This is a genomic window from Streptomyces sp. NPDC038707 (genome assembly GCF_040636485.1).
Classification (GTDB): domain Bacteria; phylum Actinomycetota; class Actinomycetes; order Streptomycetales; family Streptomycetaceae; genus Streptomyces.
This window is the reverse complement of the sequence record NZ_JBEZUP010000002.1, coordinates 1-25447: the sequence shown is the minus strand read 5'-3', so window position 1 is coordinate 25447 and position 25447 is coordinate 1. Positions and strand designations below refer to the sequence as shown.

General features: G+C 75.0%; 16 protein-coding genes, 1 tRNA gene and 1 riboswitch. Of the genes, 8 read left to right on the top strand and 9 right to left on the bottom strand.

All coding sequences use genetic code 11. The annotated features are described in order from the left end of the window. Positions 1-35: 35 nt before the first annotated feature. Positions 36-545: a MarR family transcriptional regulator gene (locus AB0E62_RS02670; RefSeq protein ID WP_362187011.1), complete on the bottom strand. Its 510-nt coding sequence runs from the start codon at positions 543-545 to the stop codon at positions 36-38. A 95-nt stretch (positions 546-640) separates the two neighbouring features. Here AB0E62_RS02670 and AB0E62_RS02665 point away from each other — a divergent pair, with 95 nt between their 5' ends. Next, positions 641-1774, top strand: coding sequence for a dihydrofolate reductase family protein (locus AB0E62_RS02665; protein ID WP_362187009.1), 1134 nt, complete (start codon positions 641-643; stop codon positions 1772-1774). Between the two features lie 100 nt (positions 1775-1874). Here AB0E62_RS02665 and AB0E62_RS02660 read toward each other — a convergent pair. Next, positions 1875-1948: transfer RNA gene (locus AB0E62_RS02660), tRNA-Met, on the bottom strand. 321 nt (positions 1949-2269) lie between these two features. Beyond that, a riboswitch (cyclic di-AMP (ydaO/yuaA leader) is annotated at positions 2270-2440 on the top strand. 7 nt (positions 2441-2447) lie between these two features. Between AB0E62_RS02660 and AB0E62_RS02655 the strand changes: the two genes are divergently transcribed. Together AB0E62_RS02655 and AB0E62_RS02650 are read left to right on the top strand one after the other, a co-directional pair. Beyond that, positions 2448-3515, top strand: a complete 1068-nt coding sequence (locus AB0E62_RS02655) for a M23 family metallopeptidase (RefSeq protein ID WP_362187006.1) — start codon at positions 2448-2450, stop codon at positions 3513-3515. 141 nt (positions 3516-3656) lie between these two features. Further along, a complete protein-coding gene (locus tag AB0E62_RS02650) occupies positions 3657-4601 on the top strand; it encodes an aldo/keto reductase (protein ID WP_362187004.1) in 945 nt (314 codons plus the stop codon). Positions 4602-4655: 54 nt separating this feature from the next. Here the strand turns inward: AB0E62_RS02650 and AB0E62_RS02645 are convergent, their stop codons facing one another. The 4 genes from AB0E62_RS02645 to AB0E62_RS02630 form a co-directional block, all read right to left on the bottom strand. Further along, positions 4656-5951: a PrsW family intramembrane metalloprotease gene (locus AB0E62_RS02645; protein WP_362187001.1), complete on the bottom strand. Its 1296-nt coding sequence runs from the start codon at positions 5949-5951 to the stop codon at positions 4656-4658. 90 nt (positions 5952-6041) lie between these two features. After that, positions 6042-6857 (bottom strand): tRNA (guanosine(46)-N7)-methyltransferase TrmB, encoded by an 816-nt coding sequence (gene trmB / locus AB0E62_RS02640; protein WP_362186998.1) that lies wholly within the window; start codon positions 6855-6857, stop codon positions 6042-6044. A gap of 326 nt (positions 6858-7183) precedes the next feature. Further along, positions 7184-8395, bottom strand: coding sequence for an L-2-hydroxyglutarate oxidase (gene lhgO / locus AB0E62_RS02635; protein WP_362186995.1), 1212 nt, complete (start codon positions 8393-8395; stop codon positions 7184-7186). Between the two features lie 100 nt (positions 8396-8495). Then, positions 8496-9920: an MFS transporter gene (locus AB0E62_RS02630; RefSeq protein ID WP_344350222.1), complete on the bottom strand. Its 1425-nt coding sequence runs from the start codon at positions 9918-9920 to the stop codon at positions 8496-8498. Positions 9921-10630: 710 nt separating this feature from the next. Here AB0E62_RS02630 and AB0E62_RS02625 point away from each other — a divergent pair. After that, a complete protein-coding gene (locus AB0E62_RS02625) occupies positions 10631-12712 on the top strand; it encodes an asparagine synthase-related protein (protein WP_362186992.1) in 2082 nt (693 codons plus the stop codon). A gap of 169 nt (positions 12713-12881) precedes the next feature. Continuing rightward, the gene (locus tag AB0E62_RS02620; RefSeq protein WP_362186989.1) at positions 12882-16211 is read left to right on the top strand and encodes a BTAD domain-containing putative transcriptional regulator; all 3330 of its coding nucleotides are present in this window, start codon (positions 12882-12884) and stop codon (positions 16209-16211) included. A 6-nt stretch (positions 16212-16217) separates the two neighbouring features. Here the strand turns inward: AB0E62_RS02620 and AB0E62_RS02615 are convergent, their stop codons facing one another. Together AB0E62_RS02615 and AB0E62_RS02610 are read right to left on the bottom strand one after the other, a co-directional pair. After that, on the bottom strand, positions 16218-18122 hold the full coding sequence (locus AB0E62_RS02615) for a sigma-70 family RNA polymerase sigma factor (protein ID WP_362186986.1): 1905 nt from the start codon (positions 18120-18122) through the stop codon (positions 16218-16220). A 532-nt stretch (positions 18123-18654) separates the two neighbouring features. Then, positions 18655-19416, bottom strand: a complete 762-nt coding sequence (locus AB0E62_RS02610; protein ID WP_362186983.1) for a helix-turn-helix domain-containing protein — start codon at positions 19414-19416, stop codon at positions 18655-18657. Positions 19417-19794: 378 nt separating this feature from the next. Here AB0E62_RS02610 and AB0E62_RS02605 point away from each other — a divergent pair, with 378 nt between their 5' ends. Together AB0E62_RS02605 and AB0E62_RS02600 are read left to right on the top strand one after the other, a co-directional pair. After that, on the top strand, positions 19795-21168 hold the full coding sequence (locus AB0E62_RS02605) for an NAD(P)/FAD-dependent oxidoreductase (protein ID WP_362186981.1): 1374 nt from the start codon (positions 19795-19797) through the stop codon (positions 21166-21168). 155 nt (positions 21169-21323) lie between these two features. Then, entirely contained in the window at positions 21324-22970 is a 1647-nt protein-coding gene (locus AB0E62_RS02600; RefSeq protein WP_362186978.1) for a SpoIIE family protein phosphatase, read from the top strand. A gap of 78 nt (positions 22971-23048) precedes the next feature. On the opposite strand, the gene AB0E62_RS02595 is transcribed toward AB0E62_RS02600, so the two are convergent. Next, a complete protein-coding gene (locus AB0E62_RS02595; RefSeq protein ID WP_362188070.1) occupies positions 23049-24323 on the bottom strand; it encodes an MFS transporter in 1275 nt (424 codons plus the stop codon). 122 nt (positions 24324-24445) lie between these two features. Between AB0E62_RS02595 and AB0E62_RS02590 the strand changes: the two genes are divergently transcribed. Further along, positions 24446-24994 carry a MarR family transcriptional regulator gene (locus AB0E62_RS02590; protein WP_362186976.1) on the top strand — a complete coding sequence of 183 codons (549 nt, stop codon included), beginning with the start codon at positions 24446-24448 and terminating at the stop codon, positions 24992-24994. The last annotated feature ends 453 nt before the right edge of the window (positions 24995-25447 follow it).

Here is a 25447-nt window from a genome sequence, read left to right as displayed (position 1 = left end):
CGCCGAGCAGCCGGTGCGACACCGGGGCGACGGGGTCAGGAACACGCTGACCGGCGCCGCCAGGGAACGTCGTCCGCCCCCGGCGCGGCCCCCTCTCCCTGCAGCCCGTGCGCGATCCCCGCGCAGATCGCCTCCAGTTGCCCCACCTGCTCCTCGGTGAGCCGGTCGAACAGCAGCGCGCGGACCGTCTCGACGTGCCCGGGCGCCGTACGCTCCAGGACGGCCGTCCCCTCCTCCGTCAGCACCGCGAGCGAGGCGCGCCTGTCCGTGGCGCAGTTCTCCCGGCGCACCAGGCCGTCCCGCTCCAGCCGGTTCACCGCGTACGTCAGCCGGCTCCGGGTGATCTTCAGCGTCTCGGCGAGGTCGGTCATGCGCAGCCGCCGGCCGGGGGCGTCGGAGAGGTTGGCCAGCACCGAGTAGAACAGGTGCGGCATGCCGCCCTCCTGCTGGAGCTGCCGGTCGATCGCGTCCTCCAGGAGGCGGGAGGCGGCCATGTAGGCGCGCCAGGCGCGCTGCTCCTCGGGCGTCAGCCAGCGGGTCGTCATGCCGCCAGTGTAAGTTTGTTTAAAACTTGAACCAAGCCGTCCGTGGTCCGCCTCACCGCCGGCTCCGCCCGCCCGCCCCGGAGGAAAGAGCGCCGATGCCCCTGCCGTACGTGTTGCTGTCCGCCGCCGTCTCCCTCGACGGCTGCCTGGACGACACCGGTCCCGAACGGCTGCTGCTGTCCGGCCCGGCCGACTTCGACCGGGTCGACGGGGTCCGGGCCGGTGCCGACGCCGTCCTGGTCGGCGCCGGCACGATCCGCGCCGACAACCCCCGCCTGCTGGTCCGCTCGGCCGAGCGGCGCGCGGCCCGGCGTGCGGAGGGCCGCCCGGAGCACCCGCTGAAGGTCGCCGTCACCGGCTCAGGCGATCTCGACCCGGCGGCGCGGTTCTGGCACACCGGCGGCGACAAGCTCGTCTGTACGACCGACCAGGGCGCCGTACGGGCCACCCGCCTCCTCGGGGACACCGCCGACGTCGTCCCGCTCGGTCCCGCCCTGGACTGGCGGGTCCTGCTGGAGCACCTGTACGACGCGCGCGGGGTGCGGCGCCTGTTGGTCGAGGGCGGCGGCACGGTGCACACCCAGCTTCTCCAGCAGGGCCTGGCCGACGAGCTCCAGCTCGTCCTCGCCCCGCTGCTGGTCGGTGACCCGGCGGCCCCGCGGCTGTTCGGCCCGGGCGCCTACCCGGGCGGACGGCTGCGGCTGCTGGACACCCGCCGGATCGAGGACGTCGTCCTGATGCGCTACGCGCCCACGGCTCCCGGGACCGGTACGGCCGCCACCGCCGCCGACCGCCACTGGCTGCGCACCGCCTGTGAACTGGCGGCCCTGTGCCCGCCCTCGCGGACGGCGTTCAGCGTGGGTGCGGTCGTGGTCGCCGCCGACGGCACGGAGCTGGCCCGGGGGTACTCGCGCGAGGGCGGCGACCCGGTGGTGCACGCGGAGGAGGCGGCGCTCGCGAAGACCGGCCCGGACGACCCGCGGCTGCCCGGCGCCACGGTGTACTCCAGCCTGGAGCCGTGCGCCCGCCGCGCCTCCCGGCCGGCGCCCTGTGCGGAGCTGATCCTGCGGGCGGGGGTGCGCCGGGTGGTCACCGCCTGGCGGGAGCCCGACACCTTCGTGGCGGCGGCGGACGGCACGGGGGTGCTGACGGCGGCGGGCGCCCGGGTCGTCGTCCTGCCGGAGCTGGAGGACCTCGCGAAGGCGCCGAACGGGCATCTGCCGGGCTGAGCCGGACCGGGCGCCCGGGGCACCGGGGCACCGGGGGCACCGGGGGCGCACATACACCCAGGGCCCGGAATCCTTGGGATTCCGGGCCCTGGGCCTTCAGTAGCGGGGACAGGATTTGAACCTGCGACCTCTGGGTTATGAGCCCAGCGAGCTACCGAGCTGCTCCACCCCGCGTCGTTGTGACTCCAGTGTACGTCATCCGCGGGATGGTTCGCACACCGGTTTCGGCGGGCCCCCGGCCGGGCGGGCACAAGAGTCACGCAAGGTGATCGGGTGAGCGCAGTCCGCATAACATCTGAGTCACCATCAAAATCGCGAGTGACTGCTGACCGTTTCTGAGTGTCGATCACTTTGCCCGACTTGACGGGATAGTTGCTGATAACTCCACCGGTAAAAACGTTAATGATCAAGGGGACCGGCTTGGAAAGTGACTGTCAGGTCTATTAACGTTCGATAACGCAGCGCGGTCGTCCCAGCCGTCACAAGAGGCGGCTCCGTGCGCACGCGCCGAATCCCGCGAGGGAACCGGGGAACCACCACTTTGGGGTGAATCACGCGGATACCCGCCGTGTACTCACGCGAGTCCACGACCGGTATACGCGCGTAGGAGACCTTCCTGCTCCGAACCCGTCAGCTAACCCGGTAGGCGGAGGAAGGAAAGGAGCGCGCCCGCGTGGCGTCCAACCGGCCTGGCCCCGAAGCCCCGTCCATACCGGCACAGCCCGAGAGCGAGCCCGAGGTCTTCGGCTTCGGTGCCTACCGTGCCGACGAGGGCCCGTGGGAGGAGTGGAACCCCACCGAGGACTCCGTCGCCCCGGTCCGCGGCCGGCACCGGGTCGCCAAGCAGCGCGGCGGCTTCGCCCGCAGCTCCACCGTCCTCGGCGTCGGTGTCATGGCCGCGGTCGGCGCGGGCGGCATGGCCAGCGCCGACGACGGCAAGGCGCCCGTCTCCCTCTCCATGCCGGACCTGCCCTCGGTCGGCTCCCTCCTCCACGACGGTTCCGACGACGACCGGCCCGCCGAGGCCGCCGCGGCCACCACGCTCGCCACCGTCGCCGTGACCTCCGACACCGGCCAGGACAGCGCCGACGCGGGCGAGGTGCTGCGCAACCGGATCATGGCGCAGGCCGAGCAGCAGCAGGGCCAGGCCGACAGCAAGGCCGCCGCCGCCGCGCTCGCCGCCGCCGAGAAGCAGACCGCCGCGGCCGCCGCCCAGGCCGAGCAGCAGGCCGCCGCCCAGGCCGCCGCCGCCAAGGAGAAGGCGGAGGCCCAGGCGGAGAAGGCGGAAGCCGAGGCGAAGAAGGCGGCGGAGGAGAAGCGGCTGGCCGCGCTGGCCCGGCAGTACGCGCTGCCCACCTCCTCGTACACGATCACCTCGACGTTCGGGCAGGCCGGCTCGATGTGGTCCTCCGGCCACCACACCGGCCTCGACTTCGCCGCCCCCACCGGCACCCTGATCAAGGCCGTGCACAGCGGCACGATCACCGAGGCGGGCTGGGCCGGCGCGTACGGCTACCGCACCGTCCTGACCCTGGACGACGGCACCGAGCTGTGGTTCTGCCACCAGTCCTCGGTCAATGTCACGGCCGGTCAGAAGGTCGCCACCGGTGAGGTCATCGGCCGTGTCGGCGCCACCGGCAACGTCACCGGCCCGCACCTGCACTTCGAGGTCCACCCCGGCGGCTCCCCCACCGGCATCGACCCGATGGCATGGCTGCGCGACAAGGGCCTCACCCCCTGACGACCAGGGGCCTCACCCCTCACGACGAGGGGCCTCACCCCTCACGACGAGGGCCCTCACCCTGACGGCTCATCCCAGGAAAGCGGGAATCCGGCGCCGGCGGCGGGATGCGATCAGCCTCCGCCGGTGTTGGCATGACGTATGACGTCACTTCGTAAGCTCGGCTCCTCCGACCTGGAAGTCTTCCCGCTCTCCCTGGGCGGCAACGTCTTCGGCTGGACCGCCGACGAGCAGACCTCCTTCGCCGTCCTCGACGCCTACACCGCGGCCGGCGGCAACTTCGTCGACACCGCAGACGTGTACTCGGCCTGGGTCGACGGCAACAAGGGCGGCGAGTCCGAGACCATCCTCGGCAAGTGGCTGAAGGCCCGCGGCAACCGCTCCGACGTGGTCGTCGCGACCAAGGTCAGCCAGCACCCCGAGTTCCAGGGCCTGTCCGCCGCCAACATCAAGGCCGCCGCCGACGCCTCGCTGCGCCGCCTGGGCACCGACTACATCGACCTCTACTACACCCACTTCGACCAGCCCGAGGTGCCGGTCGAGGAGATCATCGGCGCGCTGGACGAGCTGGTGAAGGCCGGCAAGGTCCGGCACATCGCCGCCTCCAACATCAGCGCCGAGCGCCTGCGCGCGTCCCTGGAGTTCTCCGACCGCGAGGGCCTCGCCCGCTACGTCGCCGTCCAGCCGCACTACAACCTGGTCTCCCGCGACACCTACGAGGGCCCGCTCCAGGCGGTCGCCGCCGCCGAGGGCCTGTCCGCGGTTCCGTACTTCGCGCTGGCCTCGGGCTTCCTGACCGGCAAGTACCGGCCCGGCGCGACGGTGGACAGCGCCCGCGCCGACCGGGTCCAGGACTACGTGGCCTCCGAGCGCGGGCAGCGGGTGCTGGCCGCCCTGGACGAGGTCGCCGCCGCCCACGAGGCCCCGGTCGCCACGGTCGCCCTGGCCTGGCTGGCCGCCCAGCCGACGGTCACCGCCCCCATCGCCTCCGCCCGCACCCCGGAGCAGCTTCCCGCCCTGCTCGGCGTGGCGGAGCTGAAGCTGACCGACGCGGAGGTCGCGCAGCTGACGGAGGCCTCGGCCTAGTCCGCCGTCACGGCGGCGCGGCCCGGCGGCGCCGTCCGCACGGGTGCCCCGCGGTCAGGTCCGGTACGGGTCGTACGGGGCGTACGTCACCGCCGGGTATCCGTACGGCGCCGCCGGCCGGTACACCGGGGCCGGCGCGGCGGCCCGGCTCGCGTACTCCAGCGCCGGCCGGGCCACGTGCCGCCGCCGCCACAGCTCCTCCAGCAGCTCCCGCTCCCGCACGGTGAAGTCCGCCCCGGCCCTGCCCGCGCGCCCGCGCCACCGCAGGAAGGCGAGCGAGGTGGCGTAGCCCTCGTAGCGGGCCACCTCGCGGGCCGCGGGGCGGCCGTGGTGGTGCCGGGCGTAGTCCCGGGCCATCCGGCGCGCCCGCATCGACCCGAGCGCGAACGGCTCGCCCGGCCCCAGCCACCCGGCCAGCACATACGCCGGGAGCTCCGCCCGCACGGTGCGCAGCTCCCGCTGCCGGGTCCAGACCGCGAGCCAGGTCACCAGCCCGAACGCGGGCACCATGAAGCCGCCGTAGACGGCGAAGAACCCGTACTGACCGAAGGTGGCCGAGCCGTTCCAGAAGGCGTGCATGCCCATCGCGAGCAGCAGTCCGCCCGCCGGCAGCAGGATCCGCCGGACGGGCCGGCGCTCGCCGGACAGCGCGGCGATGCCGAAGCCGATGCCGGTCAGCACGGTGAACAGGGGGTGCGCGAACGGGGACATCACGATGCGCACGAAGAACGTCGCCGCGGTGACGGAGGCGATGCCCCGGTCGCCGGTGAGCTGGTCGGTCCCGAAGGCCGTACCGAGGTAGAGGATGTTCTCGGTGAACGCGAAGCCGGTGGCGGTGGTCCCCGCTATCACCACGCCGTCCACGATCCCGGTGAAGTCGCGTCTGCGGAACAGGAAGACCAGCAGGACGGCGGCGGCCTTCGCGGACTCCTCCACGACCGGCGCTATCACCGTGGCGCCGAGGGTGTCGGCGCTCGCCGGGTCGGCGGTGGAGGTGGCGATCCACTCGGTGGCGAAGCTGTTGGCCACGATGGCGATCAGCGCGGCCGCGCAGGCTCCCCAGGCGAAGGAGAACACCAGGTTCCGCCAGGGGCCCGGCTCCACCCGGTCCAGCCACCGGAAGGCGGCGATCAGCCAGGGCACCGGCAGCACGGCCAGCCCGAGCCCGACGAGGAACCCGTCCGTGCCGGTCTGCCGCCGCACCAGCGCGAGGATGACCAGCCCGGACAGCGCCAGCAGCGTGCTCGGCGCCCCGTACCGCACCCACCTGCGCTGCCACCAGTGCGGGTGGCGGAGCCCGCCCTCGCCGGGGCTCGGGGGGCGGGTCGGGAACGGGGGACTGGTGGCCACGGCATCGACCCTAACGGTGACGGGACGAGGGGCTGATCGGATTATCGGCCTGGACGGCGGGTGGTCCGTGGTCCGTGGCCTTCCGGTCGGCTATCCGTCCTGGCGGTGCGGTACGCGTCGGAACAGCAGGTCGTTCACGACGTGTCCCTTGTCCAGTCCCTGCCCCTCGAAACGGGTCAGCGGCCGGAACTCCGGGCGCGGCGCGAAACCGCCGTCCGGCTGCGTGTTCTCGAAGTCGGGGTGCGCGGTGAGCACGTCCAGCATCTGCTCGGCGTACGGCTCCCAGTCCGTGGCGCAGTGCAGCAGCGCGCCGGGCTTCAGCCGGGTGGCGGCGAGCGTCAGGAACTCCGGCTGGATGAGCCGCCGCTTGTGGTGCCGCTTCTTGGGCCAGGGGTCGGGGAAGTAGACGCGCAGCCCGTCCAGCGCGTCCGGGCGGAGCATCTCCCGCAGCAGGATGATCGCGTCGCCGTTGCCCACCCGGACGTTGGTGAGGCCGCCGCGCTCGGCGAGGCCCAGCAGGTTGCCCTGGCCCGGGGTGTGCACGTCGACGGCGAGGATGTTGGTGTCCGGGTCGCCCGCGGCCATCCGCGCGGTGGCCTCGCCCATCCCGAAGCCGATCTCCAGGACCACGGGGCGGTCGTTGCCGAACAGCTCGGCCGGGTCGATCACCCGCTGTCCGTCGATGTCCAGCCCCCACTGGGGCCACAGCCGCCGCAGGGCGTCGGCCTGTCCGGCCGTCACCCGGCTGCGGCGCGGCTGGAAACTCCGGATCCGCCGCTCGAAGTGCGAACCGGCGGGGTCCGCCTTGGGCCCGCCCGGGAAGCGCGGTTCCCCCTTGGCCCGGACGGGCCGGACGGGGTCACCGGGTGCGGGCGGGGCGGCGGGGGAGTTCAGGGAGTCAGACACAGTAAGCCCAATTTTACGGGTCCGGTTCCGCGGGGCCGGTGGGTCCGGTTCGACGGGTGTGGTGGGTCGGGTGCTGCGGCCTGGTTTCTTCGGGGCTCGTGCCACGGTTCTGGTTCTGTGGGTCCTGTCCTGTCCTGTCCGGTCCGGCTGGTTCTGGTCCGGCTCCGTGGATCTGGTGGGGCCGGGGCGACGGGCACGGTGGGTCCGGTTCCGCGGGCCCGGTCCGGTTCCGCAGGCCCCGGTCTACGCGGCCGGTTCCGCGGGCCCGGTCCGGTCCGGTCCCGCCGGTCCGGTTGCCAGGGGTCGGTTCCGCCGGTCCGGGCGGGTCACTCCGGGGCCCGGAGCATGTCCAGGGCCCGGCGCCCGATCTCGCGGCCGATGGGCAGGGAGGCGGTGGCCGCGGGGGAGGGGGCGTTCAGGACGTGCACGGCCCGCACTCCCTCCCGGATCAGGAAGTCGTCCACCAGCGTTCCGTCCCGCAGCACCGCCTGCGCCCGCACCCCGGCCGGGGCAGGCACCAGGTCCCCGGCGTCCGCACCGGGCAGCAGCCGGCGCACCGCCGCCAGGAACGCCCCCTTGGACACCGAGCGGCGCACCTCGCCCGCCCCGTACCGCCAGTGCCGCCGGGCGATCGTCCACGAGCCGGGCCAGGCCAGGGTGCCGGCCAGCTCCCGGGGCCGTACGACCGTCCAGCCGTACCCCTCGCGGGCCAGCGCCGGCACCGCGTTCGGGCCGATGTGCACGGTGCCGTCGATGCCGCGGGTCAGATGCACGCCGAGGAACGGGAACGCCGGGTCCGGCACCGGATACACCAGGCCCCGCACCAGCTCGGGCCGGGCCAGTTCGTAGTACTCCCCGCGGAACGGCACGATCCGCATCCCGGGGTCGTCGCCGGTCAGCCGCGCCACCTCGTCACAGTGCAGCCCGGCGCAGTTGACCAGCACGCGCGCGCGGACGACGGCCCCGGCCGCGGTGAGCACGGCCACGCCCCGCTCCGGCCGCCGGTCCACCCGGACGACCTCCGCGCCGTACCGGATCTCCGCCCCGGAGGCCCGGGCCAGCTCCCGGGCGACGGCCGCGTAGTCGCACACGCCGGTCGTGCCGACGTGTATCGCGGCCAGGCCGCGCACCTCCGGTTCGTACTCCGCGATCTGCGCCGGGCCCAGCTCCCGCACCGGGATGCCGTTCTCCCGGCCCCGCTGTACGAGCGCGTGCAGCCGGGGCAGCTCGGCGCGCTCGGTGGCGACGATCAGCTTGCCGGTGACGGCGTGGGCGATGCCGTACTCGGCGCAGAACTTCACCATCTCGGCGGCGCCCCGCACCGCGTACCGCGCCTTGAGGGAGCCCGGGCGGTAGTAGATCCCGCTGTGGATGACCCCGCTGTTGCGTCCCGTCTGGTGCCGGGCGGGCCCGTCCTCCTTCTCCAGCACGGTCACCCGTGTGCCCGGCGCCGCCCGCGTGATCGCGTACGCCGTCGACAGCCCGACGATCCCCCCGCCGACCACGAGCACATCACAGTCGTACGCCCCGCCCAGCACCGAGCACCACCTCCACTCCCGATAGTGCACTGCGCCACTGACAGCGGCTTCAAACGCCGGACCCTCGGCGCCCCGCGGCGGACACCGGTGCGGCGCGGCCCTACGCCGGTGCCATCAGCAGCGGCCGGGCTCGCTCCCGCAGCTCCACCACCCGCGGCTCGTCCCCGTACGGCTCCAGCCGGTGCAGCAGGTCCTTCACGTACTCGGTGGTCCGCGCGGACGAGATCCGCCCCGCCACCTCCACGGCCCGCACCCCCTGCTCACAGGCCGCGTCGAGATTCCCCGACTCCAGCTCGGCGACGGCGGAGACGACCAGCCGCAGCCCGTGCGACCGCACGAACTCCTCCGTCGGCTTCGACAGGGCCTGCTCGGTGAAGCGCCGGACCTGCCGGGGCGCCTTCAGATCGCGGTAGCACTCCGCGGCGTCCGCGGCGAACCGGTCGTATCCGTAGAAACCGAGCCAGGAGGGGTCGTTGTCGCCGGGCCGGGACCGTTCCAGCCAGCCCTCCGCCGCCTTGAGCGCCGCGCCGGCCGCCTGGGCGTCGCCCGCGCGCGCGTGTGCCCGCGCCTCGACCAGCCGGAAGAAGCTCATGGTGCGGGCGGTGGCCAGCCCCCGGTTCCGCTCCAGCGCGGCCTGCGCGAGGTCGACGCCCTCGTCGCCGAAGCCCCGGTAGGTGGCCTGCAGCGACATGGAGGCCAGCACGTACCCCCCGAGGGGGACGTCCGCCGCCGCGCGGGCGAGGCGCAGGGCCTGGATGTAGTACCGCTGCGCGGCCTCCTGCTGCCCGGTGTCGAAGGCCATCCAGCCCGCGAGGCGGGTGAGTTCGGCGGAGGCGCCGAACAGGGCGCGGCCCACCTCGTCGGAGTAGGAGCCGAGCAGCAGCGGTGCCGCCTCCACCCGCAGGCACTCCGGCACCATGGAGGAACGCCAGTCCCCGCCGCCGTACTTGGAGTCCCAGCGCCGGGCGTCCTCGGCGGCCTCCCGCAGCTTCTGCACATCGCTGTGGCCGACTTTGAGCGGTGCGCCGGAGCCTTCGGCGGCGCTCGCCTCCCGCGCCACCGAGCTGTCGGCGGGGGTTATCAGCCAGCGCGAGGCGGGCGTTGCGTATGCGCTCACTGCGAACGATCCGGCGAGGGACTGCCAGATGCCGCCGGAGCCGGCCCGGCGGCCGGCCAGGTCGAGGCGGTACAGCTCGGTCGCCGACTTCACCGCCTGCGCCACGTCCCGGGGGAAGGCGAGGCCCACCTCCGGCGCGGGATCCGCGTCGGCCAGGCCGATCTCGTGCAGCGGGACCGGGCGGCCGAGCTTCTGGCCGATGGCGGCGGCGATCAGATGCGGCGCCGCACCCTGCGGAACCATGCCCTTCGACACCCAGCGCGCCACGGACGTCTTGTCGTAGCGAAGCGTCAGACCGCGCTGGGCGCCAAGGTCGTTGACGCGCCGGGCGAGTCCGGCGTTGCTGATTCCCGCGAGGGCGAGAACGGCGCCGAGCTTTTCGTTCGGCCCGCGTTGCTCCCTGGACATGCGCCACCCCTCGACACAGACGGCTGCCGCGCTGGCATAACCGTGCGGCATTCGTAAACCCAGCGTAGTTCGCCGCATCCCAAGCGTTAAGGGGCAATGTTCCGGATGGCGGGATTGTGGTCGGTACGGACGCGCGGCCCTGTACGCACCGTGCACGCGCTGTCGCGACGTGCCCCCGTTCGTGTGGCCGTGCGCCTGCCCGTGCGCTCTCCTCCGGCCATCGGGGGGACGATTCCATGGGTCGTGCGTGGGTCGGCCCGCTGTACTGGATCCAGCGGGCTGGGGGACACCGCCGCCTTCATCCCCGCGGGCGGCGGACCGGTCCGGGAGGCGTCATCCGCCTCCCGGACCGTGCGTGTGGGTAAGCCCCCAGGCGCCCCGCAGGCCTGTACGGAGAGTGCTCAATTCCGGCACGCCGTCGAGGATTTGGCTGAAAATAATCCCCCAGTCGTGTGGTGCATTTCCTTCGTGACCATGTAACTCCAGGGCGTGAAAGAGGTTTTGGGGGAGCGCATTGGGGGCGCATTCGTATCGCCCTCCTGGGACGCCGTCTCCGCCCCGCCGACCGGCCGGCCCTCAACTCCCCTTCCCGCACCGCGGACATCCCTCGCCCGAAGGCGGTCGCGCCGCGCCTCCGAGCCCGGTGCTTCGTGGCAGCATGGGGGCCGTTCGTGCGGTGCACTGGTGGTCCACAGCCTGTGGAGGCGTCGATGCGGTGGTTGGTGGGGTGGAGCAGCACCGCCGCGGGCGCCGCCGGGCCCGGCCCCGGCTCCGCGGGCGCGGTCGGCCACGACGGCGAAACCCTGCAACCGGTCGGCTCCCAGCTCCTGTGGGGCGACCCGGACCCGCTGTGGGCGGTCGGCGACTGGCGCCCGGACGAGGTGCGCGTGGTGCACGCCGACCCCGAGCACCGGATCGCCGTCCTCGGCATCTGCGGCGCCACCGACGAGGAACTGCGGCGCGGCCTGTTCACCGCGCGCGGCGGCGCGGTGCGCCATCTGACCACCTGGCCCGGCAGTTACACCGCCGTGGTCCGGGCCGGCCGCCGCATCACCGTCTGCGGCGACCTCGCGGGCGCCCGGCCGGTCTTCTACACCCCGTGGGCCGGAGGCACGGCCTACGCCACCGCCGCCCTGCCCCTCGCCGACCTGATCGAGGCCAACCTCGACTTCACCCACCTCGCCGCCCTGCTCGCCGCCCCGGACGTGCCGGCGGCGCTCCGCGACACCACCCCGTACGACGGCGTACGGCGCGTTCCGCCGGGGCACGCCCTGGTGCTGCGCGCCGGGGCGCGCGAGATCGCCGGGTACGAACCGGTCGCCTCCCTCGCCGTGGCCGCGCCCCCCGCCGACCCCGACCGCGCCGTGGACGCCGTACGGGACGCGCTGGTGGAGGCCGTCCGCACCCGGCTCGCCGCCCCCCGGCACGTCCCCGACCTGGACCCGGGGCCGGTGCCCGGCATGGGCCCCGCCGAGCGGCGCGCCGCGCGCGGCATGCCGGTCCCCGGCGTCGGCGCCGACCTGTCCGGCGGCCCCGCCTCCGGCACCCTCGCGCTGCTGGCCGCCGGGCTGCCCGGCCGGCCCGGCACGCTCCTCGGCCACCGCACCGGCGCGGGCGAGCGCCTGCTCGCCGTCACCTTCAACGACCTGGCCGTGCCCGGCCGCGAGGCCGAACTCGAACGGGCGGCGGCCCTGGCCGCGAGCCCCCGGCTGCACCACGTCGTGGTCACCGGCGGCCAGGAGACCCTCCCGTACGCCGACCTGGACGGCCCCCTGACCGACGAACCCGGCCCCTGCCTGGTCCAGGCGGCCCGGCACCGGGCGCGGCTCGCCGCCGGCAGCGCCGACCACTTCACCGGCCACGGCGCCCGCCAGGTCCTGGACGCCCACCCGGCCCGGCTCGCCGACCTCCTCGTGGACCGCCGGCGGCGCCACCTGGTCCGGCCGGTCGCCGCGCTGGCCCGGGCCGACGGCTCGGTGTTCGTCCCCGCGCGCGTGTACGGCGCGGCCCGGCGGCTGGCCCGCACCCCGTACCGGGCCGGGCTGGAGGGGCTGGCCGAGCGGCTGCTGCGGCGCCGCTTCGACGAGCCCCAGGGGGCGGCCGACGCGTCCCTCGCCGCGCTGAGCTGGGCCGGGCCCGGGCCCGCCGCGCGGTGGCTGACCGGGGAGGCGCTGGCCGAAGTATCGGTTCTGCTCCAGGCGGAGGCCGACCGCTCCGCAACCGGCGCGCAGCGGCCCGGCGACTACCGCGCGCGGGCGGCGCTCGCCCGGCACGCCGCCGACCTCCGCGTCCTGGAACAGGCCGCGGAGATTCGCTCCCAGCGGCTGCACGCCCCCTTCCTCGACAACCAGGTGGTCCGCGCCTGCCGCGACCTGCCCGAGGCCCTGCGGGTCCGGCCGGGCGCCCGCGCCGCCGTCCTGCGTACCGTCCTGGAGGGCGCCGGCGTCGCCGGTCTCCCGGCCGGCTGGGGCACCCCCTCCCACGCGTCCACGGCGGCGGCCGCGCGCGCCGGGCTGCGGGCCGCGGCCGACCCCCTCCTGGACCTGTTCGCCACGCCGCTGCTGGCCGACGCCGGGCTGGTGGAGGCCCGCGTCGTGCGCGCAGCCCTGCGGAGCGGGGCGGCGGGCGAGCCCCTGCCGCTGGACGGCCTCGCCGACCTGGTCTCCCTCGAACTGTGGCTGCGGCGGCTCCTCGCCCGCCGCGGCACGTGCTGGACGGGCACGCCGTCCCGCGCCCGCGCGGTCCCCTCGGGGATCCAGCCGAGGCGGGGCGCGCTGGCGCCGGGGGCGTGAGCGGTTCGGGGGAGCGGAGCGAGCGGCCGGGGCCGCCGGCCCCGCGCCCCTGCGGCGCTCCCGGCCACCGCACGGGGCACCCTCCAGCGCGCCGGTTCCGGGCCCGGTGACGAACCCCGACGCCGGAACCCCCGTGCTCCCGCCCCCCGCCCCCCGCCACAATGTCCAGGTGCGGTACAGAATCCTGGGCGTGGCCCAAGCGGCGGACGGTCAGGGGACCGCCGTACCCATCGGCGGGCGCCGGCTGCGTACGCTGCTGACCGCGCTGGCCCTGCGGCCCGGCCGTACCGTCACCCCCGAGACCCTCATCGGGGAGGTGTGGGCGGACGATCCGCCCCAGGACGCCACCGCCGCCCTCCAGGCCCTCGTCGGCCGGCTCCGCCGCACCCTCGGCCGGGACACCGTCACCTCCACCCCGGGCGGCTACCGCCTCGAAGCCGGCACGGAGGACGTCGACCTCCACGTCTTCGAGCGGCTCACCCGCACCGGCACCGCCGCCCTCGCCGCCGGCGACCCGGCCACCGCCCACCGCACCCTCACCGAGGCCCTGTCCCTCTGGTACGGCCCCGCCCTCGCCGACCTGCCCGACCGCACCGCGGCCACCCGCCCCGAGGCCCTGCGCCGGGAGGCGGCCCGCGCCCGCGCCGCCGCCGCCCTCGACCTCGGCCGCGCCCAGGAGGTCGTACCGGAGCTGCGGGAACTGACCACCGCGCACCCCTACGACGAGCCGCTGCGCGTCCTGCTCATCCGCGCCCTGCGCGACACGGGCCGCACCGCCGACGCGCTCGCCGCCTACGAGTCCGCCCGCCGCACCCTCGCCGACACCCTCGGCACCGACCCCGGCCGGGAACTGCGGGACCTGCACGCGTCCCTGCTGCGGCAGGAGCCCCCCGCCGCCCCCGAGCACCCGGCCGCGGAGCCCGCCACCCCCGCCCGCCCGCCCCGGCGCACCGGCAACCTCCGCCCCCGGCTGACCTCCTTCGTCGGGCGGGAACCGGAGCTGGAGGCCATCCGCGCCGACCTGCGCCGGACCCGCCTGGTGACGCTCACCGGGCCGGGCGGCTCCGGAAAGACCCGCCTCGCCGAGGAGGCCGCCGCGGCCCACCCCTCGGCCTGGCTGGTGGAGCTGGCCCCGCTCGAGCGGCCGGAGGCCGTCCCCGGCGCCGTGGTCAGCGCGCTCGGCCTGCGCGAGACCGTGCTGCTGACCAACGAGCTGGGCACCCCGCAGACCGACCCCACGGCCCTGCTGATCGAGTACTGCTCCTCGCGCGGCCTGCTCCTGGTCCTCGACAACTGCGAACACGTCATCGGCGCGGCGGCCGCCCTCGCCGAGACCCTCCTCACCCGGTGCCCCGGGCTCACGGTCCTCGCCACCAGCCGGGAACCCCTGGGCGTCCCCGGGGAGTCGGTGCGCCCGGTCGAGCCCCTCGTCCCGGACCAGGCGCACCGCCTCTTCACCGAGCGCGCGCGGGCCGTCCGCCCCGACGCCGACGCGGTGCTCGGCGACGGCGAGGCCGTCGCCGAGATCTGCCGCCGCCTGGACGGGCTGCCGCTCGCCATCGAACTGGCCGCCGCCCGGCTCCGGCTGCTCACCCCACGGCAGATCGCCGACCGCCTGGACGACCGTTTCCGCCTGCTCACCTCCGGGAGCCGCACGGCCCTGCCCCGCCAGCAGACCCTGCGCGCGGTCGTCGACTGGTCCTGGGACCTGCTGGACGAGCGGGAACGGACGGTACTGCGCGAGGTGTCGGTGTTCGCCGGCGGCTGGGACCTCGCGGCGGCCGAGGCCGTGTGCACCGGCCCCGCCGCGGAGCTGCTCGGCGCCCTGGTCGACAAGTCCCTCGTGGTCGCCGCCCCCGGCGACCCGGACGGCACCGGCGGCGGCACCGGTATGCGCTACCGCATGCTGGAGACCATCCACGAGTACGCCACCGAGCGCGCGGCCGAGGTCCCCGGACTGCGGGCGGCGGCCGAGCGACGCCACCGCGCCTGGGTGCGCTCGCTGGTGGAGGAGGCCGGCCCGCAGCTGCGGTCGGCGGCCCAGCTGCCCTGGTTCACCCGCCTGGAGACCGAGCTGGACAACATCCGCGCCGCACTGGACCGCGCGGTCCGCGCGGGCGACGAGGCCGAGGCCGGCGCCCTGGTGCTGGCCATCAGCTGGTTCTGGTGGCTGCGCAGCCACCGCCAGGAGGCGGTCACCTGGGTCCGGCTGGTGCTCCGCCTGGGCGCCGCCCTGGACACCCTGCCCGCGGACGCCCCGGCCGGCGAGCTCGCGGCGCGGGTGGAGTCCGCCGACCCGGTGGGCGCCTTCCTCGCCGGCCCCGACGGCGAGGCCCGGCACCCGCTGGCCGAGCTGCGGACGGACCTGCGGATGCTCGACCTGTTCCTGACCTCCGAGTCGGGCGCCGACCACCTCGCGGGCGACGAGCGGGCCCCGGAGTACGTCGCCCGCGTACGGAACGCCTACGAGCGCGGTGGCCCCCAGGCCGCCCGGTTCCCGGGCATCCTCTGGCCGCTGACCACCTATTACCTCGGCGGCCCGTCCGACGTCCGCCCGAATCTGTCGGAGTGCGTGGCCAACGCCCGCCGGTACGGCGGGGACTGGGAGATCGCCGTCGCCCTGATGTACCGCGCCCACGTGACCGTCGACACGTCGGGCAACCTCCAGGGCGTGGACGAGGACCTGGCCGAGCTGCGGCTCCTGTGCCGGCGCGTGGGCGACCGCTGGATGGGCGCCCAGGTGTGCAGCGCGGCCGGCGAGGCGGCCATGGCACGCGGCCGGTTCGACGAGGCCCGCGCCGAGTACGAGGAGGGACTGCGCCTCGCCCACGAGGTCGGCGCGGACACCGAGGCGCCGTTCCTGCTCGCCCGGCTCGCCGAGATCCGCTACCGCTGCGGCGACCGGGACGGCGCGCTGACCGCCCTGGACGAGGCGGAGGCGGCCGCCGACCGGTACGCGGTGCCGGAGTCCCGCGCCTTCGTGCTGCTGCTGCGCGCCCACATCGCCCTGATGGACGGGGACACCGCCCGCGCCCGTGCACTGCACGGGGCGTCCCGCACGCTGGTCGGGGACGGCAGCACCGCGCCCCCGCAGTTCGTGGCGGCCCAGCGGGCGGTCGAGGGGCTGGTCGTGGCCGAGGAGTCGGGTCCGGCCCAGGGCCTGCGGATCCTGGCGGAGGCCCTGCGCGAGGCCGTGGACAACCGGTGTGCCGAGGCGGTCACCTCCGGGCTGGTGGACGCGGCGGCCCGGGTGCTGGCCCGGGACGGCGATCTGCCGCGCGCCGTCCGGCTGTTCACCGCCGCGGACCACTGGCGCGCGGGCGTACCACGGCCCGAGCCGGAGCGCTCCGAGGCCGCCCGGGTGCACGCCGGCGCCCGGGCGGCCCTCGGCCCCGACGCCCACGCCGCCGAGTGCGCCCGGGGCGCCCTGCTCGACGTGGCGGACGTCCTGGGGGAGCTGGACGCGGCGACGGAGGCGAGCCCCACGGCCTCCGGGTGACCGGGCCTACCGGCAGGTGAACCGGGAGTCCGCCCAGTCCGCCAGCGCCACCCGGCCGAGCCCGTGGTCGTGCGGCTCCACCACCAGCCGTACGGTCCGGCGCCCGGTGAGGTCCACATGGACGGGGATAGCGGGCTCGCGGCCCCTGACCGTGCCGGACCGCCACAGCGGGACCCCGTCGGCGTAGACGGAGAAGGCGACCTTGCCGAGGCCGAGGGTCATGTCGTCCACGCCGGCCCGCGCGTCGTACGCCGTGCACTGCCGGTTGAGGTCGACGGTGACGGACGACTCGCCGTGGACGGTGACCCCGTACGCGTACGTCGTGCCGCCGGCCGACAGGCCGTACCGCTGCCACACCCAGCTGCTCCCGGCCAGCCTGATCTCGGGCTCGGTGCCGTCCCCCGAGGCGTCGAAGCGCAGGGCACTCAGCTCGTAGACGGTGGGCGCGGGCGGCGGGGTGGGCGTGGGGGACGGGGTCGGGGTGGGCGTGGGCGTGGGCGTGGGGGTCGGCCTGGGCTTGGGCTTCGGTTTCTGCGGGGGCGTGGGCGTGGGCGTAGGTGTGGGGGTCGGGGTGGGGGGCGGGGTGGGCGTGGCCGGGGCCGGTTCGGGTGCGGCGGTGACCGGCCTCGGTTCCTGCGGGGGCGTAGGCGTCGGCGGGAGAGTCGGCGTGGGCGCGGGCGGCTCGGAGCGTACGACCGGTGCGGACGGCGACGGCCTGGCGGCGGCCTCCCGCACCGGACGGTCGTCGTTCACCAGGGCCAGCGCCACCGCGGCGACGGCCACCGCGACCACCCCCGCCGCGATGCCGGCCTTCACCGGCGCCCCGAGCCCCTCGGAGGCCGCGGCACCGCCCGCGCCGCCCGCCCCGGAGGACGAGCCGGTGGCCGCGGCGGCGGCCCCCGCGGCCCCGGCCCCGGCACCACCGGCCACGATCCCGAGCGCCTTGGCGTATCCGGCGGCCCCGAACCAGCCGATGACCGCGACCGGCACGACCGCGGGGATGCCGCTCGCGACCTCCTCGATCTGCGCCGCGGCCAGCCGGCACCGGGCGCACTCCCCGAGGTGCTTGCGCAGGCCCCGCTCGGCCCGGACGCGCAGCTTGCGGCGGGCGTAGGAACCGAGCTGGTCGGCGTAGCGGGCGCACTCCCCGTCGGCGGTGAGGGCGGAGCTGACGTGGGCCTGGAGGTAGGCCTGCCGCAGCCCCTCCCGGGCGCGGCTGGCGAGCACCCGGGTGCCGTTGGCGTCCAGCCCGAACAGGACGGCCACCTCGCTCGGGGACTCGTCCTCCACCTCGGTGTGCCACAGCACGGCCTGCCAGCGCTCGGGCAGCGAACGGAAGGCCCGCATGGCCAGGGACTGCTCGGCCTCGTGCAGGGCGCGCACGTCCGCGCCCTGGTCGAGCGTGCCGGCGTCCGAGGCCCCGGCGGCCCGGGCGGCCTGCTGGGCGAAGACGGCGAAGTCGTCGACGAGCTGTTCGCGCCGGGCCGACGTCGCCCAGTGCGCGGCGACGCGCCGGACGGAGGTCAGCAGGTAGGCCCGCACGGCGTACTCGGGACCGGCGCCGCCGCGCACCGCCTGGAGCATCCGGGCGAACACCTCGGCGGTGAGGTCGTCGGCGGTGTGGCCGTCCCGGCAGCAGGTGCGCGCGTACCGGCGTACCGCGTCGGCGTGCCGCCGGTACAGCTCCTCGTAGGCGGAGTCGTCACCGGCCCGCATCCGCCCGATCAGCTCACCGTCGGCGGCGGGCGTCCCGCGGGGCGGGGGCAGCGCACTCCCGTCCCGCTGCGCGGGCACGCCGCCGTCCCCGCGCCCGGGGCGTCCGCCCTGGTGCGGTACGTGCGGGGGGACCGGCCCGTGCGCCTCCGCGTCCCCGTCGTCCACGCGTGACCCGTCCCACCCGTCAGCGCTCATCACGGCAAGCCCCCGGCCCAGCCCAACCCGTCACCGGCTCAGACTGCCACACCCGGACCCCCCGAGCGCCCCCGCACTCCTGAACCACTCGTCCGGGGGCACGTGTCCGCCGGTACCCGAACGCCTGTCGGACGATGGGGAGTTGGCGGCCTCGCCGCTGGTCTGCGGGCCCCGGCCCGCCATGTCGCCGGCCACCCGGCGGTGCCACCGGGCCGTCGCCGCGCCGGCGGCCGGGGACGCCTGGGGCGACCGGGCAACAGCACCGGGCAGCAGCACCGAGCCGCTGCCCCGCGGCCACCGGGCAGACGTCGCCCACTGCGCCACGGCCGCTCGGCGACCCCGTCCGGCTCGCGGCTGCCTCGCGGCCGCTCGGCCGGCCCGCCCCGCCGCCACCTGCCATGCCGTACGTCTCGTCACGGCGACACAGCCGTCCGGCGGCGCCGCCCGGCGCACCGGACGTCAGGCCCCGCAGCCGCCGGACGCCCCCCGCAAGGCGGGTGCCCTGGTCCGGTGCAGGCGGAGCCGAGCCCGCCTAGACCGCCGTCGGCCGGGACCGGAGCCCCTCCAGCAGAATGTCCAGCAACCGGGCCGAAGCCGCCGCCTGCTGCGCGGCATCCGGCAGGGACGGCGCCGCCGTGGCGATCACCAGCAGCACATCGCCCACCGACACGTCCGCCCGCAGCTCACCCGCCGCCCGGGCCCGTTCCACCAACTGCCCGACCACGTCGAGCAGTGCCCCGGCCCCGCCGTCGTCGGCCCCCAGCGAGGGCGGGTCCGGCACCAGCCGCAGCTCACCGCTCACCGGCTGCATCCGCTGCTGAGGCACCCGCGCCACCTCGCCCGCCCCGTCCGCACCGGCGGAGCCGACCCGCAGCACCTGCGGCGGCAGCAGCCGCCCCGCCCCCGACGCCACCGACGTCCGCAGGAACCGGGACAGCGCCGACCACGGCTCGTCCTCCTGGCCGAGCGCGGCCCGCGCCTGCTCGGTCAGCCGCGCGGTCTCCTCCTCGGCGATCCGCCGGACCAGCACGTCCTTGCTGGGAAAGCGCCGGTACACGGTGCCGACCCCGACCCGGGCGCGCCGCGCCACGTCCTCCATCGGCGCGCCGTAGCCCAGTTCGCCGAACACCTCACGCGCCGCGCGCAGCACGTGCTCCAGATTGCGCTGTGCGTCCACCCGCAGCGGAGTCGTCCGCGCCCCGTCCGCGCGTCCGGTGCCCGCCGCCGTGCTCATCGGTCTGCCGCCGGGTGCGATGGCGGTGGCCGATGCCCAATGCGTGTCCTGAACATGCATGTGTTTCCCCCGGTAATGACGTCTCCCCCCGGAGACTTTCCCCACCACTGGACGCGAAGTGCGCGGAACAGGCATCGGTTCCGACCGGATCCGCCCGTCGCGGGCCCGTTCGACCACATTCCCTACACTCCGTCGACACACGAACATAGTTGAGAGGGAGTCAATTCAGAAGGGGCAGGTTCCGTACAGTGCGCCCCCCGATCGGAGTACGAGGCGTGTACGTCCCGTTTCCCTCCCTTCCCACCCACTCGCCCGCCCGCGCTGACCTGCTCCCTTTCGCTCCCCGGGGACACCGCGGCCGGCCCCGCGCACACCCGGCCGCCGGTCACACAAATTGTCGGGCCTGTGGACAAACACCAGCGCCGGGTGCGTCATGGGATGGTGAAGGAACGTGCGCGCATTCTGGTTGTCGGCGGCGGCTACGTCGGGATGTACACGGCCCTGCGTCTCCAGCGGAAGCTGAAGACCGAGCTGAGAAGGGGCGAGGCCGTCATCACGGTCGTCACCCCCGACCCCTACATGACGTACCAGCCGTTCCTCCCCGAGGCCGCAGCGGGCTCGATCTCCCCGCGCCATGTCGTCGTACCGCTGCGCCGCGTACTGGACCGGTGCCAGGTGATCGTCGGCGAGGTGACCTCCCTCGACCACGCGGCGCGCACCGCCGCCGTCCGCACACTCGCCACCTCCGACCAGGGCGGAGCCACCGAACTGCTCGGCTACGACGAACTGGTCCTCGCCCCCGGCTCGGTCTCCCGCGCCCTGCCCGTCCCCGGCCTCGCCGAGTACGGCATCGGCTTCAAGACGGTGGAGGAGGCCATCGGCCTGCGCAACCACGTCATCGAGCAGATGGACATCGCCTCCTCCACCCGCGACCCCGCGGTCCGCGACGCCGCCCTCACCTTCGTCTTCGTCGGCGGCGGCTACGCGGGCGTGGAGGCCCTCGGCGAACTGGAGGACATGGCCCGCTACACCGCGCGCTACTACCACAACCTCCGCCCCGAGGACATGAAGTGGATCCTCGTCGAGGCCACCGACCGGATCCTGCCCGAGGTCGGTCCCGAGCTGGGCCGCTACACGGTGACCCAGCTGCGCCGCCGCAACATCCAGGTGCTGCTGAACACCCGCCTGGAGTCCTGCGCCGACCGGGTCGCCGTGCTCAGCGACGGCCAGCGCTTCCCGACCCGCACCCTCGTGTGGACGGCCGGCGTCAAACCGCACCCGCTGATCGCCGCGACCGGCCTGCCGCGCACCGACCGCGGCCGGCTGCGCTGCACCGCCCAGCTCACCGTCGACGGCACCGAGCACGCCTGGGCCGCGGGCGACGCCGCCGCCGTCCCCGACGTCACCGCCGCCGGACCCGGCACCGAGACCGCCCCCAACGCCCAGCACGCCGTCCGCCAGGCCAGGGTCCTCGGCGACAACATCGCGCACGCGCTGCGCGGCGAGCCCCTGGAGACGTACGCCCACCGCAACGCCGGCTCGGTCGCCTCCCTCGGCCTGCACAAAGGCGTCGCCCAGGTCTACGGCCGCAGGCTGAAGGGCTACCCGGCCTGGTTCATGCACCGCGCGTACCACCTCAGCCGGGTGCCCACCGTCAACCGCAAGGCCCGGGTGCTCGCCGAATGGACCCTCGCCGGGCTGTTCAAACGGGAGATCGTCTCGCTCGGCTCGCTCGAACACCCTCGCGCGGAGTTCGAACTGGCGGCCGGTGGAAAACCTCCCCACAGCCCCTCCGCCGACCCGAAGGGGTAGTCCTGACCGGACCCGGGAACTCCGCGGACCCTCGAGGCGTCTGACGGTTGTCGCCGTGGTCCGCCCCCCTGCCAGACTGCCCACGTCCGCGGACCGCCCACGCCCCCGGACCGGCCACCCCGCCCGCCCACCGCACCCACGAGGCATTCCCGACAGTGAACTTCACGCGCTGGAGCGCCCGGCTCCCCGGAACGCAGCGCCGCGCCGCCGCGCGGACCGAGTCGGCGCTCTCCCCGGACCGGCGGGGTGACGGCTCCGTACCCGCGGCCCGCGCCGAACGGTCCGCCGCCGGCGGCGCCCCGGTGCCCGCCGTCGACGTCCTGGCCGCGCGTGACGTCCTGGACCGCGTCCCGGCCCTCGTCGCCCTCGTCCACGGCCCCGACCACCGCATCGGCTACGTCAACGACGCCTACACCGCGGCCTTCGGCACCCGCCCCGCCGGCACCCCCGCCCGCGACGCCCTGCCCGAGCTCGCCGAACTGGGCCTGCTCCCGCTGCTCGACCAGGTACTGCGCAGCGGCAGACCCCGCACCCTGAAGTCCCGCAAGGCCGTCGACGGCCGCTCGTACACCTTCACCTGCACCCCCGTCACCGAGGACGGCGACCGCGACGCGGGCGTCCTCGTCTTCGCCACGGACGTCACCGACCACGCCGAGGCCGCCGAACGCCTGCGCGCCAGCGAACGCCGCCAGCGCGAAACCGCCGTCACCCTCCAGCGCTCCCTGCTGCCCCAGGAACTGGAGCAGCCCGACGACCTGCGCATCGCCGCCACCTACCAGCCCGGCGGCACCGAGGCCGCGGTCGGCGGCGACTGGTACGACGTGATCACCCTCGGCGGCGGCCGGACCGCCCTCGTCATCGGCGACGTCATGGGCCGCGGGGTGCGGGCCGCGGCCGTCATGGGCCAGCTCCGCACGGCCGTCCGCGCCTACGCCCGCCTGGACCTGCCCCCGCACGAGGTGCTCCAGCTGCTCGACGGCCTCGCCGCCGAGATCGACCCCAACCAGATCGCCACCTGCGTCTACGCCATCCACGACCCGAACGAGGGCAGCCTGGTGTACGCGTCCGCCGGCCATCTGCCGATCCTGGTCCGCGACGAGAACGGCACGGTCTCCCGCGCCGACGAGCCCACCGGCCCGCCGCTCGGCACCGGCGGCTGGATCCACTCCTCCGGCTGCATCGCCCTCGGCCCCGGCGCCACGGCCGTCCTCTACACCGACGGACTGGTGGAACGCCGGGACGCCGATCTGGACGAGGGCATCACGGCCCTCGAAGGCGCCCTCGCCGGCGCCACCGGCACCCCTCAGGTCGTCTGCGACCGCCTGGTCCGTTCGGCCGGCGTCACCGCCGACCACGACGACGACGTGGCCGTCCTCGTCCTCCAGCATCCGGCGCGTACCGGCCCCGACGGCGATCTCTTCCGCAACGCGGCCCTGGAACTCCTCGGCGGCGTCGAGGCGGCACCGCGCGCCCGGGCGTTCGCCTCCGGCGTGCTGACCAGCTGGCGCTTCCCCGCCGAGCTGCACGACCTCGGCGTCCTCGCCGCGAGCGAACTGGTCGCCAACTCCCTCCAGCACGGCACACCGCCCATGCGGCTGCGCCTGCGCCGCACCGACCGCCGGCTGATCGTCGAGGTCACGGACGGCGACGACCACCTGCCGCGCCGACGGCGCGCGGAGCCGGGCGACGAGTCCGGCCGGGGCATCGCCATCGTGGCGACGATCGCCACCCACTGGGGCTGCCGCCGCACCCCGGGCGGCGGCAAGGCGGTCTGGTGCGAGTTCGTCCTGCCGAAGGGGTGAGTCCGCGCGGGCACGGGTGATCCGTGGCCGTCAGCGCGGTTCCTCGCGCCCCTGCGGCGCCACCCCGGCGGCGTGCTCCTACGCCTCCGCGGTGACCGGCTCCGGCGCCCCGCCCCGAGTGACCACCCGGCTCTCCCGAGCCGTCCACGGCCGGTCCTGCGCCGCGGTGAGGCGCCGCCCCAGCCGCAGGGCCAGCACGGTGATCGACAGCGAGAACAGCAGGAAGGTCACGACGTACGGCGCGTGCAGGGAGGCGCCCAGAGGACCGCCCACCGCCGGGCCGACCGCCAGCGCCAGCTGCTTGACCAGGGCGAACGCCGAGTTGTACTGACCGGCCAGCCCCTCCGGCGCCAGATCGGCGACCAGCGGCGCGACCGTCGGCGACAGCATCGCCTCACCCAGGCCGAACAGCGCGTACGTCGACACGAAGGCGGCCGTGGCCATCTCCTGGCTGCCGTGCCCCAGCCCCGCGTAACCGGCGGCCAGCCACGCGACGGCCCAGATCAGGCCGACCGCGGCGATGACCCGGGACCGCCGGCGCCGCTCCACGAGCTTCAGCACGGCGAACTGGGCGACCACGATCATCAGCGTGTTCGCGGCCAGCGCCGTCCCCAGCGCGGACGTGGAGATCCCGGCCGCCTCCACGCCGTAGGCGCTCAGCCCCGACTCGAACTGCCCGTAGCAGGCGAAGAACAGCACGAAGCCCAGCACGCACAGCTGCACCATCGCCCGGTTCCCGAGCAGCCGCTTCCAGCCGCCCGCGGCCGACCGCGCGGGCGCGTCCGCCATCCGGGGCGAGTGCGGCATGCGCACGGTCGCCATCACCACGACCAGCACCAGGAACATCAGGGCCTCGATCGCGAACAGCAGCGTGAACGAGGACACGCGCGTGGTGTCGACGAGGTGACCGCCGATGAGGCCGCCCACACCGAGCCCCAGGTTCTGCAGGAAGAACTGCATCGCGAACGCGCGCGAGCGGGTGTCCGCCGAGGAGCAGTCCACGATCATCGTCGCCAGCGCCGGCTGCATCACGGCCTGCCCGGCACCGAGCGCGGCCGCGGACAGCAGCACGGTCGCGGCACCGCCCGCCAGACCGAGGCTCAGCGCGCCCAGGGCGGCGAGGACCAGGGCGGCGAGCAGGACCGGCAGCGGGCCCCGCCGCACGATCGCCCGGCCGGCGAACGGCAGGACGATCAGCGCGGCCACGGCGAAGACGGCGAGCACGAGACCCGCCGTCATGGCTCCCAGTCCCCGCACCTGCGCCACATAGACGTACAGGTACGGGACGGTGAAGCCGAGCCCGAACGCGCTGAGTGCGTTGCCCACGTGGATCCGGCGCATCGCCGCGCCCATCGCCCTGGTCACGTTCACCTCTCTCACTAGTTAGACCTGAAGACTTCGAAGCTAAAGTTCGAAGCTAAAGAGTACACAGTGAAGGACTTCAAGGCAAAGGGGTCGCGTGCGATACTGCGGCCATGGCCGACACCCCCGGCGTCACGGAGCCGACACTCGAAGAACAGATCGCCGCCTACCAGCGCGAGTTCCAGGACCTGGACCCCCAGGTCGAGAAGATCGTGTCGGCGCTGTCCCGGCTGAACCGCCGGATGAACGTCGCGTACGGCCGTCAGACCGCCGCCCTCGGCATCAGCAACGCCGAGTGGGAGGTCCTCAAGGCGCTGGTCCTCTCCGGAGCGCCGTATCGCATGGGCCCGAGCGACCTGGCCAAGCGGCTCGGCCTCACCCCGGCCGCGATGACCCACCGGATCGACCGCATGGTGGCCGAGGGTCTGGTCACCCGGGAGCGGGACGAGACCAACCGGGTCCGCGTCATCGTGGAGCTGACCCCCGAGGGGCGTGAGAAGTGGCTGGAGGCCATGCGCCTGGCGACGGTCTTCGAGGAGGACCTGCTCCAGGACCTCACCCCCGTCGAGCGGGCGGTGCTCGGAGAGGTCCTGACCCGGCTCCTGCGCCGGGTGGAGCACGCCCAGCCGGACGCCGGCGGCCGCCTCAGCGACCTCGACTGACACCGGCCCCCGGGACGCCGAAAAGATCTTGACAGGGGGGTGTTGACACGCCCCGGTCCCATCCGTAAAGTTCTTCGGGTTGCCGCGGAGCCGTAACGGTTCCTCGACAGCACTCCGCCGCCTCGAGCGGCACCCTCACACCACCAGCAGGATCTCCCGTACGGGTTGATTTCGGCGTGCCCGAATTCAATTCGAATACGGGCGCGGCGGCCCGATTGGGATTCGCCGGGCGGATCCGCTAAGGTTTGAGACGTCGGAACGGCCCAACAGCCGGGAAGGCAAGCCCCCCTGACTGGGAGTCAGACGCCGAAAGGATCTGATAGAGTCGGAACCGCCGGAAAGGGAAACGCGAGAGCGGGAACCTGGAAAGCACCGAGGAAATCGGATCGAGAAAAGATCTGATAGAGTCGGAAACGCAAGACCGAAGGGAAGCGCCCGGAGGAAAGCCCGAGA